General features: G+C 40.3%; 14 protein-coding genes (1 of these 14 only partly in view). 2 read left to right on the top strand and 12 right to left on the bottom strand.

Annotated features, from left to right (window positions below):
- On the bottom strand, window positions 1-288 hold the start of the coding sequence (gene groL / locus BrL25_RS12370; RefSeq protein WP_018673786.1) for a chaperonin GroEL. 1,347 nt of this gene lie to the left of the window's left edge; only the first 288 of its 1,635 coding nucleotides appear in the window; it begins with the start codon at window positions 286-288; its stop codon lies beyond the left edge, outside the window.
- A 60-nt stretch (window positions 289-348) separates the two neighbouring features.
- A complete protein-coding gene (gene groES / locus BrL25_RS12365) occupies window positions 349-630 on the bottom strand; it encodes a co-chaperone GroES (RefSeq protein ID WP_003333513.1) in 282 nt (93 codons plus the stop codon).
- A gap of 323 nt (window positions 631-953) precedes the next feature.
- Here groES and BrL25_RS12360 point away from each other — a divergent pair, with 323 nt between their 5' ends.
- Window positions 954-2,228 (top strand): CAP domain-containing protein, encoded by a 1,275-nt coding sequence (locus BrL25_RS12360; protein ID WP_018673787.1) that lies wholly within the window; start codon window positions 954-956, stop codon window positions 2,226-2,228.
- Between the two features lies 1 nt (window position 2,229).
- Here BrL25_RS12360 and BrL25_RS12355 read toward each other — a convergent pair whose 3' ends face one another.
- From BrL25_RS12355 to BrL25_RS12325, 7 genes are all read right to left on the bottom strand, one after another.
- Window positions 2,230-2,769, bottom strand: coding sequence for a hypothetical protein (locus tag BrL25_RS12355; protein WP_018673788.1), 540 nt, complete (start codon window positions 2,767-2,769; stop codon window positions 2,230-2,232).
- 160 nt (window positions 2,770-2,929) lie between these two features.
- Complete coding sequence (locus BrL25_RS12350) at window positions 2,930-3,586, bottom strand: Bax inhibitor-1/YccA family protein (protein WP_018673789.1); 657 nt, start codon at window positions 3,584-3,586, stop codon at window positions 2,930-2,932.
- A 118-nt stretch (window positions 3,587-3,704) separates the two neighbouring features.
- Window positions 3,705-4,496, bottom strand: coding sequence for a twin-arginine translocase subunit TatC (gene tatC, locus BrL25_RS12345; protein WP_018673790.1), 792 nt, complete (start codon window positions 4,494-4,496; stop codon window positions 3,705-3,707).
- Between the two features lie 23 nt (window positions 4,497-4,519).
- On the bottom strand, window positions 4,520-4,888 hold the full coding sequence (locus BrL25_RS12340) for a twin-arginine translocase TatA/TatE family subunit (RefSeq protein ID WP_018673791.1): 369 nt from the start codon (window positions 4,886-4,888) through the stop codon (window positions 4,520-4,522).
- Between the two features lie 26 nt (window positions 4,889-4,914).
- A complete protein-coding gene (locus BrL25_RS12335; RefSeq protein ID WP_018673792.1) occupies window positions 4,915-5,916 on the bottom strand; it encodes a molybdopterin-binding protein in 1,002 nt (333 codons plus the stop codon).
- A complete protein-coding gene (locus tag BrL25_RS12330; protein ID WP_018673793.1) occupies window positions 5,910-6,425 on the bottom strand; it encodes a MogA/MoaB family molybdenum cofactor biosynthesis protein in 516 nt (171 codons plus the stop codon). The genes BrL25_RS12335 and BrL25_RS12330 overlap by 7 nt, the downstream gene beginning before the upstream one ends.
- 84 nt (window positions 6,426-6,509) lie before the next feature.
- Window positions 6,510-7,079, bottom strand: a complete 570-nt coding sequence (locus BrL25_RS12325; protein WP_018673794.1) for a 5-formyltetrahydrofolate cyclo-ligase — start codon at window positions 7,077-7,079, stop codon at window positions 6,510-6,512.
- 110 nt (window positions 7,080-7,189) lie between these two features.
- On the opposite strand from BrL25_RS12325, the gene BrL25_RS12320 reads away from it, so the two are divergent.
- The gene (locus BrL25_RS12320) at window positions 7,190-9,124 is read left to right on the top strand and encodes an ABC-F family ATP-binding cassette domain-containing protein (protein WP_018673795.1); all 1,935 of its coding nucleotides are present in this window, start codon (window positions 7,190-7,192) and stop codon (window positions 9,122-9,124) included.
- On the opposite strand, the gene BrL25_RS12315 is transcribed toward BrL25_RS12320, so the two are convergent.
- The 3 genes from BrL25_RS12315 to rimI all read right to left on the bottom strand — a co-directional run bounded on the left by BrL25_RS12315 (window position 9,121) and on the right by rimI (window position 13,351).
- A complete protein-coding gene (locus BrL25_RS12315) occupies window positions 9,121-11,478 on the bottom strand; it encodes a hypothetical protein (RefSeq protein ID WP_018673796.1) in 2,358 nt (785 codons plus the stop codon). The genes BrL25_RS12320 and BrL25_RS12315 overlap by 4 nt on opposite strands.
- Window positions 11,479-11,805: 327 nt before the next feature.
- Window positions 11,806-12,864, bottom strand: coding sequence for a tRNA (adenosine(37)-N6)-threonylcarbamoyltransferase complex transferase subunit TsaD (gene tsaD, locus BrL25_RS12310; protein WP_035312317.1), 1,059 nt, complete (start codon window positions 12,862-12,864; stop codon window positions 11,806-11,808).
- Between the two features lie 16 nt (window positions 12,865-12,880).
- Window positions 12,881-13,351: a ribosomal protein S18-alanine N-acetyltransferase gene (gene rimI, locus BrL25_RS12305; RefSeq protein ID WP_018673798.1), complete on the bottom strand. Its 471-nt coding sequence runs from the start codon at window positions 13,349-13,351 to the stop codon at window positions 12,881-12,883.
- Between the last annotated feature and the right edge of the window lie 9 nt (window positions 13,352-13,360).

Genomic DNA, 13,360 nt, shown 5'->3' with positions numbered 1-13,360 from the left:
AGCAGCAAGTACAGTTGCAGTAGTTGTACCGTCACCAGCAATATCGTTGGTTTTAGTAGCAACTTCTTTAACCAATTGCGCACCCATGTTTTCATAAGCATCTTCTAATTCGATTTCTTTTGCAATTGTTACACCATCATTTGTAATCAATGGAGAACCGAATTTTTTTTCTAGAACAACGTTACGACCTTTAGGTCCTAATGTTACTTTAACTGCATTTGCAAGAGTTTCTACACCGCGCAACATGGAACGACGTGCATCTTCGGAGAACTTGATTTGCTTTGCCATCTAATACTCAACCTCCAAATTGAAATATGTGTTTAGGGTAACTCATTATGTTACGGTACCTTAGCCGATAACTGCTAAAATATCGGACTCACGAAGTACCAAATATTCTTTGTTGTCCAGCTTAACTTCTGTACCAGCATATTTAGAGAAGATTACTTTATCGCCTTCTTTTACTTCTAGGGCGATACGCTCACCGTTTTCAATGCGACCAGAACCTACTGCAACAATACGACCTTCTTGTGGTTTTTCCTTTGCAGTATCAGGCAAAACGATACCACTAGCAGTTGTTTCTTCTTTAGAAATTGGTTCAAGTACGACACGATCACCTAATGGCTTCAACACAAAAAACACCCTCCTCAAAGATAGTACATAATTTTTCTTAAATGGTTAGCACTCACCATTAAGGAGTGCTAACACCCAATTCCTATAATAATAAATCACTGAATGCTTTGCAAGTATTTTCAAGCACTTTTACAGACAAAAAGACTTCAATTCCTGTAAAGGCTGAAACTAAGCATCCAGTCTCTTGATATATATATCTTCTGGGACTCTCTTATTCCACCTTCTTTTCTTTTATACAAAACTCTATTTTTTGTTCTATACTGCACAATATGTACTTATAGATAAAGTAGAGAAAGATTTGCTAGACTGCGAGGAGGAATAACATGCCTAAGAAAAGCTGGTTTCTTGTTACAGCTCTTGGACTTTCACTTTTTGTTTTGTTACAAGCAAGCTCTCAATCCTCACCTGAGATGAAAACCAATATGCAAATGATCTTTTCCCCTCTTTTTACGAAAACAAGCACGCTACATACACCAGAACCTAACAATTATACAAATGGTACTTCCACTAGTGTGATTGAAACGGTGAAGGAAACAGCTAAAGCCGTCTTCCTAACAACGCTGACACCTGGACACACCGCATCTGCTAAAATGCCCCTTGAACAAAATCAACAAATAGCTACTCCTTCTATTAAACAAATTTCATCTGCCAAAGAAAAAATGCAACAAGCCTCAACAAAGCCCACTACGGCTGCGCCCACTCTTTTTGAAGTCTCTTTGCATATGAGTTCTCAGCAGGTGGAAGCTACATTAGGTAAGCCTGATCGCCGAGAACCCAGCTTATTTGGGTATGATTGGTGGATTTATAACAAACATCCTGATCGTTATGTACAAGTTGGCATTTTAAAAGGGAAGGTATTAGACGTCTTTTCTAATAGCCCGAAAGCAGCATTGACCAATCAAATACGTATCGGTACTTCATACGATATGCTAAAAAGGAGTTATTCTTTACAGGAGGGCGTTACCTTTTCTTATGAAGATACGTTTGTTGAAATAAAAAATGATCGAGCAGAGCGACCATTGCAACTTGTGGGAGATGTTCCTGTTTTATTTTACTTGGACAAACATAATCAACAGAAGGTTACTGGTATCCGTATCATAGACAAGCTAGTTCTGCTTCAAGGTGGATTCTACGAAACAAAGTGGACTTATACAGGGGAAGCACCCAATTTCACTCCCCCTATCCCTGATGCCAAAAGTCAGGAGGAGATTAATCGAGCTATGGAACGGCAGATTTTAGATTTGACCAATGTAATTCGCTATCGTTATCAAATTCCACCGTTACGTTGGAACGAAAAAGCAGCCGTCACAGCCCGTAATCATAGCATCGATATGCAACGCAATCAATATTTTGATCATATCTCCGCGACAACAGGCTTATCCCCATTCGATCGACTGAAGGAAAATGGTCTGTCCTATCAAATGGCTGGAGAAAATATCTCCGCAGGATTCCCAGATGCCATTGAGGCATACCAAAGTTGGTTAAATAGCTTAGGCCATCGTAAAAATGTGCTTGAAAAACAATTTGAAGAACTGGGAGTAGGCGTCTCTTCTGACTACTTTACCGAAAACTTCGTTAAACTCTCTTCAAACAAATAGGCTATCTCTTAATGAGTTCACGGATTGTACCGACATCTCTAGTAAACTCTGCCAATATAGTTTCCTCACGATGATTATGTAGAATAAGCCACGGTTTCCGTTTACTATTTTTTGGCATAACAACAAAAACTCGTGAGATATTATCTTTAATTTTTTCTTTCGGGACAGATAACTCTATTGGTGGGTCTACTGGGATTTTTAAAATATAACAATGCTCCAGCTCTGGACTAATATCTTGGACTCTCCCACTCACTGAGTGTAAGATCGTTTGAGCTTCCTTTTGAAAGCGGGTGCTATTTGAATAATGGGATACAACCTTTTGTTGGTCACTATCAAATAGCTCTACATTCTCTCCAGCTATCTGGGCCCCACCTGAATCATTTCCTGTAGGGGAAATGTTAGTTGCCGCTGCTTGTTCACCCTTATGCAAGAATGGGAAGATCCCTGGAATCGCACCTGCCTTCATCATAGTAAAACCAGCCACCACCGCCGATACGGATAAAAAAATAGCTGATACTACAAACCACTTTCTTTTGTTCATTGATTTCACTCCTTTTTCAAGCCATTTCGTCCATATAGTATTCGCCCGAGAAAAAGGTGCTATACAGAGAAAACATTTGTAAATCGTTAGACTTCAACTAAATATGCAAGAACCCCCTCCTGAAGAATATCAGAAGGGGGTTCTTGTAATTTCATTAAAACTAATCATCACTACTTAAAATACCTAAAAGACGGAGTAACGATAAGAACAAGTTAATAAAATCAAGGTATAAGGAAATAACTGCCATTGGGATATCATCATCTGCTACCCCGTGTTTGAACTGCGACACATCATACAGGATATATCCACTAAAAATCACAATCCCGCCAGATGCCATTAACAGCTGCATTCCCGTTCCTAATGTAATAAACATATTTAGTACCTGTAACAAGATCAATCCAATAAGAGCTGCAAACAAAAAACCGCCTATTGAACTAAAATCGCGTTTGGACACATAAGCATAACCAGCCAATGAGATAAAGATAACCGTAGTGATTAAGAAAGCTGCGTTAACCAACACGGCTCCGTTTTTCATCGCGTAGTATTGAAGAGTCGGCCCAAGTGTGATCCCGCTAATGAAAACAAAAGCAAATAAGAATCCATATCCGATTCGAACACCTTTTCTACGCATAAAAAAGGCACCGATCAGCATTAGCAATTCAACAACCACAAGTGGCAGGATAAAGGCTGGAGGAACAAACATTGTACCTACAGCACTACCAATCGTAGACACCAGTAGTGAAATCGCAAACAATCTTAAAATTTTAGGAAAGTTACTCTCTTCCCTATACACTTGCTCCGAATAATTTTCGTTCAAGCTTCAAGCACCTCCAATATTTGTCTTCTAATAAGAATCGTACCGATTCATGACAAGTTCTGCAACTATATTTACACAAAAAGAGCATAAATATAACCTTATGCTCTTTGAAATAATGCTATTTAATTTCAGAATCAGCTTGATCTTCTACCATTCCGTATTCACGTTTCCACGCTTCATCTTCTTTCAACTGTCGACGATAGATAATTTTAGAAAGGAACACACTAATCTCATACAAGATAAACAATGGAATCATTACGATAAAGTCACTCATGAAGTCAGGAGGTGTAATCACAATCGCAATAAAAGCTAAAATAAAATATGCATATCTTCTGATTTTAGACAGCCTTACCGGATTGATAATTCGCAACCTTGTTAGCAAAATCACCAAGATCGGGAGTTCAAACAGAAATCCAAAAGGTACAATCATATTAAACATAAACGAGAAGTACTCGCCTAATCCCCACATGACTGGAGTACCCAACTGAACGTTGATATTAGTCATAAACAGAACTACTATCGGGAACACAACATAATATCCAAAGGCTAATCCAACAAGAAACAAAAGACAAATAACTGGAATAAATGATAGGGTTAGTTTTGTTTCATTCGGCTTTAAACCTGGTTTAATAAATGCCCACAGTTGCAACAAAAATACCGGTGTAGTTATTATCATGGAAACCAAAAAGGCAAATTGCATGTACACCTGTAGAGCATCGGAAGGTTTCAAGGAAACTAACGTATTCATTGAAAGATTAGCCATAGGCGTTTGCTGTAAATACATAACAACTGGCCCGGCGTAGTAAAGTCCCACTGCTAATCCGATAACAAAAACGAGTAGAACAATTAACAGACGATTACGCAATTCGCCAATATGTTCCCATAAAGTCATATCTCTTTGTTTGCTCATCCAACCTGCCTACCTTCTTATTCTTACGCTTTTGGTTCGCTGGAAGAGGACGCTTCTTTACGTTCCTGCTCGATTTTTGCGCGAATCTCCTTTTCTAGACGTTCGCGTTCGAAACGCTCACGAATTTCACGCTCCAACTTTTCACGATCGATTTGCTCGGAAGCCCCCACTGTATCGGCTGGTTTAGCAGTCGCTGCTACCATCTGCTGTTCAGTTGGCTTCTCATTTTTTTTCTCGTCAAAATCATCATTAGCAAGTCCACTTGTAGCTTTTTTGAACTCTCGCAAAGTACTACCCATAGCTCTCCCTAATTCTGGTAGCTTTTTAGGTCCAAAAAAGATTATGGCTAAAATGATTAATATAACAAAACCTGAAGCTCCAATACCACTCATAATAAACAACTCCACTCATTTGATTATTAACACTTCCGTAACCCACCATAACCAAGTCGTGTCATATCATTTTCTTGGATGCGTTCTCCGTACAGGATTCTAGGTAAAAAAACATCAAACGATGTAACAGGCTCATGCATCACCGCTCCAGGTAACCCTAGAATAGGGGTATCTCCTTTATATGCGATCATTAGCATGGAACCAGGTAACATCGGCGTCCCATAACGTATAACATCAGAACCTACACCAGCAATGGCTCCAGGTGTTTTATCATCTGGATCAACAGACATACCGCCTGTTACACAGATCAGGTCGACTCCTTGTGCCAAGAAATACTCTATCTCTTGTTGTATCATTTCTTTATCATCTGGAGCAAAACGTTGTTCAACTACCTGAGAACCTAGCATTTCTACCTTAGCTCTAATAGCAGGACCAAATTTGTCTTGAATTCGTCCCTGATAAACTTCACTTCCTGTTGTGACCACCCCGACCCTTCGAGCAGGTATCGGTAGCACATCTACAATAGGTCCATCAAACTGCTTAGCCAAACGTTCCAAAACGAGAATGCTTTCTTCTTTCATAATTAAAGGGATAATACGAGTGGCAGCTACTGACTGCCCCTCTGTAACCACTTGATTCGTTAAGATAGTGGAAAGAGCTATACCTTCTAATTCATTTAAAGCATGGACGGCCTGCTCATTGATTTTACAAAGTCCATTTGTTTTTGCTTTCATTGAAACCTTACCTTCGTAGGGCTCCGTTAAAATAAGACCTGTACCTGCAACAGCTTGGGCAATTCTTTGACCTGCTTCTTCTTCATGGATAAAGTCAGGAGGCATATCCATGATATAAATATGCTCTTTTCCTATGGAAAGCAGTGGCTCTATGTCTTCCGCTTTAATAACATGCCCCTTTTTAAACAGCCTACCCTTGAACTCCCCGGGTAAAATCTGCGTCATATCATGAGGCAAAATCATGCCCACCGCTTCGCGGACAGGCACGACTTTAAAGTTCGGCTTTTCTACCATCCAATTCCACCCCAGTCTTCACCGGCTTCTTCTGATCCTTGCAAAATATGCAAAGCGTCCGGCAGCATGTCTGCAATAGCTATAAAGCAGACCTCGACTCCTTTAGGGTTTCCTGGTAAATTGAAAATCAAACTGTTGCCCCTAGTGCCTGCAACAGCACGTGTTAACATAGCGCGGCGAGATTGCTTCAAACCAGCGCGACGCATCTCCTCCGCTAAGCCAGGTACTGGACGATCAATTACCCATGACGTTACTTCTGGTGTAACATCGCGCGGACTCAATCCTGTTCCACCTGTGGTAATGAGAATATCGCATTTTTCTCGATCCACCAATTCGATCATATGCTCCTTCAGTTCTTCCATATCATCCGGCAAACAACGATAAATAATGTTTTCCGTATGCAAGTGCTGTTTGACTAACCCACGCACCAACTGAATTCGATCATCCTCTCTTTCCCCACCAGCGATTGAATCACTAGCTGTAATGATACCTATTTTCCATCCTGACATGTTAAACCCTCCTCCAATACCAACACAATTATACAATACCATCTTTTTAGGATTGGTGTAATGTATGTCCAAATTGTTTCAAATTCAGATAATTCCATCTTCAGTGACGATTTGATGCAAATGTATATCAAAAGGCTCCATTGGTACCTTTTCTATCACTTGCATAGCAAAGCAAAATCCAATCCGTCTTGGTTCATGTGACAGACTGGCAAAAAATCGGTCATAATAGCCGGCTCCATAGCCTAATCGCCCTTTTTGCTGATCAAATGCTACACCTGGAACGATCACTACTTCTATATCTGCTAGCTTCAGCTCTGTTGAATACAGAGGATCTGGTTCCCAAATACCATAAGCTCCCTTCTTCAAGCTGTTCCTACCTTCGTATGTATAAGGTGTTATTTTTTTATGTTCTCGATCTGTTAGAGGAAGAGCAACCTTTATTTGACGTTCTCTCGCTTCTTCTATAAAAGACCACGTATTAATTTCACTTCCAAACGAACTAAAACACATAATTGTTTGAGCATCTTTTACAGCACTGATACTCCATAAATGTTGTGTAGCCTTAGCAGATTTTTGCAAGCATGCCTCTTTGCTCAACAAATCTCGCTCGCTAATCATTACTTGTCTCAAGCATTTTTTCTCTTGTATATTCATACTTTGCCCCCTTATTTGCCCACCTATTGATCGGCTCCCCTTGTTCCCGACCTCTGCTTTAGGTACACTTATTAGGATAGAGATCTGAATAACATCTCGGGGTGAAAGCTATGATTTTATTACAAGCAGAGCACATTACGAAGTCATATGGTGTTGAAACCATTTTACAGGATATATCTTTACAAGTACAAACGTTAGAGCGGATCGGTTTGGTTGGGGTAAATGGAGCCGGCAAATCTACGCTCATGAAAATTATCGCAGGCGAACTTAGCTATGACAGTGGAGTGCTTCGTAAACCAAAGGATGTAACAATTGGTTACCTGGCCCAAAACAGCGGTCTGGAATCCAACAACTCCATCTGGGCAGAGATGCTACTTGTTTTTGAGCAACTCCAAACAGAGGAAAAAGAGCTACGTAAGATGGAAGCTATGATGGGCGATCCCGCTGTCTTTGAAAACGAAAAGAAGTATCAGCAAATTATGGAGATCTACTCACATCGCGTGGAAGCCTTTAAAGAAAAAGGCGGTTACAGCTATGAAGCTAGTATTCGCGGAGTACTTCACGGTCTTCGTTTTTCCGACATGGATTATGAGACACCTATTTATACATTAAGTGGTGGTCAAAAAACGCGTCTGGCATTAGCAAAGTTACTGCTCCAGTCACCTGATTTATTGCTATTAGATGAGCCTACGAACTATTTGGATATTGAAACCCTGTCCTGGCTAGAGGTCTATTTGCAAAATTATAAAGGCGCTATCCTAGTCGTTTCCCATGACCGTTACTTTTTGGATAAGCTAGTGAATATCGTTTATGAAATTGAGCGTCATCAGGCTCAACGCTATGTAGGTAACTATAGCCGCTATTTAGATCAAAAGGCTCTGCGCTTAGAGCAAGAACTGCGCCGTTTCGAAAAACAAGAGGGGGAGATTGCCAAATTAGAGGATTTTGTTCAGCGCAATATCGCCAGAGCATCTACTACCAAACGAGCGCAAAGCAGACGCAAAACACTTGAAAAGATGGAGCGAATGGATAAACCAATTGCAGGTAACAAATCAGCTCATTTCTCCTTTGAAATTGCCAAAATGAGCGGAAATAACGTGCTCAAAGTTCGTAATCTCGCAATCGGCTATGAAGATGTCACTCTTTCTTCTCAGTTGACCTTTGATTTAGAACGGGAAGAACGCGTTGCTTTAGTAGGACCAAATGGGATTGGAAAATCTACTTTACTGAAAACCGTTGTAGGTCAGCTTACAGCCAAGCAAGGACATGTAGATCTGGGGAGTAATGTGACCATTGGCTACTATGATCAGGAACAGCGTGAGTTAAATATGAGCAAAACCATTTTGGCAGAGCTATGGGATGATTATCCTCACATGCAAGAAAAAGAGGTTCGCACCATTCTTGGTAACTTCTTATTTAGTGGCGATGATGTATTAAAAAGAATTGGCGACTTGTCCGGTGGAGAGCGTGCACGTGTCTCTTTAGCTAAATTAATGCTAAAAGAAGCCAATTTCTTAATTTTTGACGAGCCGACTAACCACCTGGATATCATCAGTAAAGAGGTATTAGAAAACGCTCTATATGACTATCCCGGAACTATTTTATTTGTATCCCATGACAGGTATTTTCTAAACAAAATGGCAAGTCGTGTCCTAGAGATGTCTCCAACTGGGGTAACAAGCTACCTTGGTAATTACGATTACTATATAGATAAAAAACAAGAGCTAGTAGAGCAAGCTCAGGAAAAGGTTGAGCAGACAAATCAAAAAACGTCAGCTACTAAACAAAGTTCTCCAGAGAAAAGCACTTATGAGCTTGATAAAGAAGCGAAGCGAAAAGAACGGCAACGGCAACGGCGTTTAGAAGAAATTGAAAAAAACATTCAGGATAACGAGGAAAAGATTGCTACCTGGGAAGAAGAATTATGTCATCCTGATGTTTATTCTGATCATGTTGAGGCTCAGAAACGTAATGATCTGATTAGCCAAGCTCGGATCAATATTGATCAATTGTATGCTGAGTGGGAAGAGCTTTCGGTCGACTAATGTTTTCGTACTACCTTTTCTTCCTGTAAGGTTAAAAGTAGTGCAGGGCTTACAAAAAAAACGATCGACGTGGCCGCTGATACAATACCTGAATCATTTAAAAAAAGTCCAGCCAAGGACCCTGCCATGATACCGCTAAAACCGGTAACCAATGCAGGATAACTAGTATACAATCTACGCATATACTGCTGTGGATAAAAGCTGATGACACTGATAATAAACAGGGATAGAAAAAACACTTTGCTCCATAACGAAACACGTATTAGGCGAAGGTTCATTTCCAGCTTGCGACGAATAATCTGACCAACTTCTATCCAATTGCCTGTTACAATGTTATGAGCAACTTTGCCTACATGAGTCATTGGTTGCACAGAAAGTAGATTAATGATTATTAAACTCGCAATACCAACTACCAAGCTTCCTCCTACCAAGAGGAGGCTTATTTTGTGTAGACGGATTTGATAAAAACGAAGTAATGTAACCACATACGCAAGTCCAGCTGCCAAAAATCCCCCTGCATTCGTACCATATTGAGGAGAGGCCAAATACCATAGAATAATACTCATGCTTACTACAATCAAAACCAATCCTATTAGAGACAGGTTGGTCTGTTCTCCTTGTATTTGCTTCCTTTCCCGTTCTTGTTCCCACTGATAATATGTAGCAAAAAAAAGCAGGCTAGCTCCAATCAATACACCTTCATATTCGTTGCCCATTCCATAAAACCGCGCTCCAATGACCGGGTCATACCCGAGGAAAGAGCGCCTCATCAAGTGCGCTCCCGTAAATCCATCAGTTAATAATCCAATAGTTGTAATTGCCCCTATCAGAAAAAAACTAGTTGATAATGAAAGCTGACACAACCAGTAGGCCATTACCCCAGCTACTATCACTAACAGTGAAAGCGTAGCAAAGACCGGTAAAGAGATATCCACTAGAGGCTCAAGTAAAAGCAGAAACGGAAATAATAGCAATGTAGTAAGCAGAAATCTTACAAATTTACGCATGGGCAATGAAACCGTTCTATGTTGACACTGATATCTATACCATAATAAAAGTCCCATCAACAAACTAGCCAACTGAAGTATCACGAAACTATAAATAATACTCGGTCTGTTAGCATATATGCGATGAATGCGTTCTATCTTTTGAAAAAAAGATGAAATCCTCCAATCCGATTGATTGTCTTTCACATGACTCGCTTCTGTCGAGGAAACGAATGGGATTGGATTCATTGTGGTATGAATGACATGTCCAATTACATGTTCGGGTAGAGGTAAACGAATCCAATGGTATACGGTGGGTAAAAGATCCAACCCACTCACTAGTCCTGGCTGACGTGTGGTTATGGATGTTAACTCACCTGTTTTTTCTCCTGAATATGTCCACATGAGAAATGGGGTCAATATACTTTTTTCTTTAATAGCAATAGGATTAGCATCAGCGGACAGTAGTAGAAACATTTGTCCTGGTTGTAGTTTAGCAATAATCTGACCTGTCACCTTTGCTAAATCAGCAATAATTTGACGATGGATCTGTTTAAAATGCATGGGTGACATCTCAGGCATTTGTCTATATAACCTCGCCAAATCCCCATATTGCCAAATGATTAGACTTGAAGTTCGATCACCTGCAATCCGTTGTAAAACAAAATCTTTCTTTGTACGCACCCCGTAGGGATAACGGAAGTCCTTTTCAAGTAGCATATCGGAGGAGACAATCCCCTTCCTGATCTCTCCAGTGGAAGTAACCCCCAGTAACGCGGCATGCCGTTGCTTCTTTTCACCGAGATCTGCATTTCCATAAAAAGCTACCGTACGGTCAGCACGTTCAATTCCATCTCCCATTAGTCCAATTCTGGCTGTATACGGCTTGTTTTCATTTTCTCTTTGCAAACGGAAAATGCCAGGGTATAAGAGAGCACTTTTCTTGTTAATCGTAAGTGGACTAGTGAGATGACTCATCCGCTGTTCTGCTGTTTCACCATTTCCTGTAGATTCATTATACTGGTACAACGTTTCACTAGCTTCTGTGTATTGAGCCTGCCCTCCACTTCCCATCAGTAGATATCCATTGGCTGCTGTCCTTGGTCCCGCAGTTCGCATCGTTAATGCTGCATAGCCCGCCTTATGCATATGACCAGCAAGAGGTTGACGATACCTCAGCTCTTGAAGATCTCCAAAAGAAAGCATATCCACAGCGAGAATAATCACTTGTCGATTTTTTATAGAGGTGGATATTGTTGTTAGGAATGGGGGTGTTGTATGCGAAGAAACGGCAAATGCCTCTTTTGGTAAGCTTATCTCAATTAATACAACAAAAATAAGTATCCACTGAAGCAACTGTTTTTTCATAAAGGTATTCCTCCTGTTAATAACAATAAGCTGATTTATTATGTAGAATAATGTTATATGCATTTTTTCAACAGACTTATCCACAGTTAAAACAGCCTTTTCAACAGAAAAAAAACCATAAACAAAAGATTTATTGATTGAAGCTCATTGTTATCCACATTATCCACAAAGATACTAACAGGTTTATTACATTTGTTAAAAAATAATTGTGGATATTGTTTATAAGTTAATTTGATTATCACCAATCCCTAGTAGCTTTCCCATCTCCACTAGACAAATTCCTTTTATGGGATAGTTAGACAAAAAAAAACCCTTTTTAGCTATACACTAAAAAGGGTTGGTTAACTCTAATCCCGGAACACCATTTAAATCAAGATCAGCAAATTTTCCTTGTTGGTACGAGACAAATCCGGCTGCCGCTATCATAGCAGCATTATCTGTGCATAGAATAAGTGGCGGAATAGTTAGAGACAGCCCTTCCTTCGCACATCGCTCGCTTAATGCCGATCGTAAGCCTTTATTTGCTGCTACACCACCAGCTAATAATATTTGTTTGGCTTGATACTCTTTTGCGGCTCGAATAGTCTTTTCTACTAAAACCTCAACTACTGAAGTTTGGAAGCTTGCTGCTAGATTGGCAGCTGGAATTTCTTCTCCTCGCTGTTTTGCATTATGAAGCGTGTTTAATACAGCTGATTTCAAGCCACTGAAGCTAAAATCATATGAATCCTTCTCTAGCCAAGCTCTTGGTAGGCTAATACTTGGTTCACCTTCATGAGCAAGTCGATCAATATGCGGTCCTCCTGGATAAGGCAATTCTAATGAACGTGCTACCTTATCATAAGCTTCTCCAGCCGCATCATCACGGGTTTCACCTAAAATCTCAAAATGTCCATGTTCTTTCATATAGATTAACTCCGTATGTCCACCTGAAACAACTAGACTGATCAGTGGGAACTGCATTTCCTCCACCAACCGATTCGCATAAATATGTCCCGCAATATGATGAACCCCTATAAGGGGGATTCCTTTTGCAAAGGAAATGGCTTTAGCAGCTGCTACGCCGACTAAAAGCGCCCCAACTAATCCTGGACCATACGTCACTGCGATAGCAGAGATATCGTCCCAGTTTTTATTAGCAAGTTCAAGTGCTTCCTCTATAGTTACCGTAATATTTTCCACGTGTCTTCGAGAAGCAACCTCAGGTACTACACCCCCAAAGCGTTTGTGGATATCAGCCTGAGAAGCAATCACGTTGGATAAAATTGTAGTGCCGTTCTCAATAACGGATGCCGATGTTTCATCGCAACTCGTCTCAATACCTAAAATATAGACTGGTTTATTCAATTTTATTTGTTGTTCATAGCGTTGTTGTACCCGCTTCATATAGCGAGATTGTTGATTACTCTTCACGTAAATTCACCCACATAATAATGGCATCTTCGTTATTATCGGAATAATATCGTTTCCGTCTTCCATGTTCTTCAAAGCCTAATTTTGTGTATAAGTTCCGAGCTATTTCGTTAGACGGGCGCACTTCCAAGGTCATTTTTTCGCCGCCCAAAACCATCGCCAGTGCCATCACCTGTTTCATGAGCCGTAATCCTACCCTCTGACCACGCACTTCAGGATGAATACAAATATTTGTGATATGAGCCTCATCAATAATCAGCCACATGCCACAATATCCTATAACTTGTCCCTCTAGTGTAGCTACTATATACTTTGCATTCGGATTAATGGTTAGTTCATTAATAAAAGCTTCTAACGGCCAGGGAGTTGGAAAACAGATACGCTCTAGCTCAGCAATTCTTTCTACATCGTCTAATGTCATGTAACGAAATTCGATCTGTTTTAATAGTGTCTCACTCATGTAATATCC

The sequence above is a fragment of the Brevibacillus laterosporus DSM 25 genome, assembly GCF_002706795.1.
In the GTDB taxonomy this organism is placed as follows: Bacteria; Bacillota; Bacilli; order Brevibacillales; family Brevibacillaceae; genus Brevibacillus_B; species Brevibacillus_B laterosporus.
The sequence above is the reverse complement of the archived record's forward strand: the minus strand, read 5'-3'. Positions and strand labels throughout refer to the sequence as shown.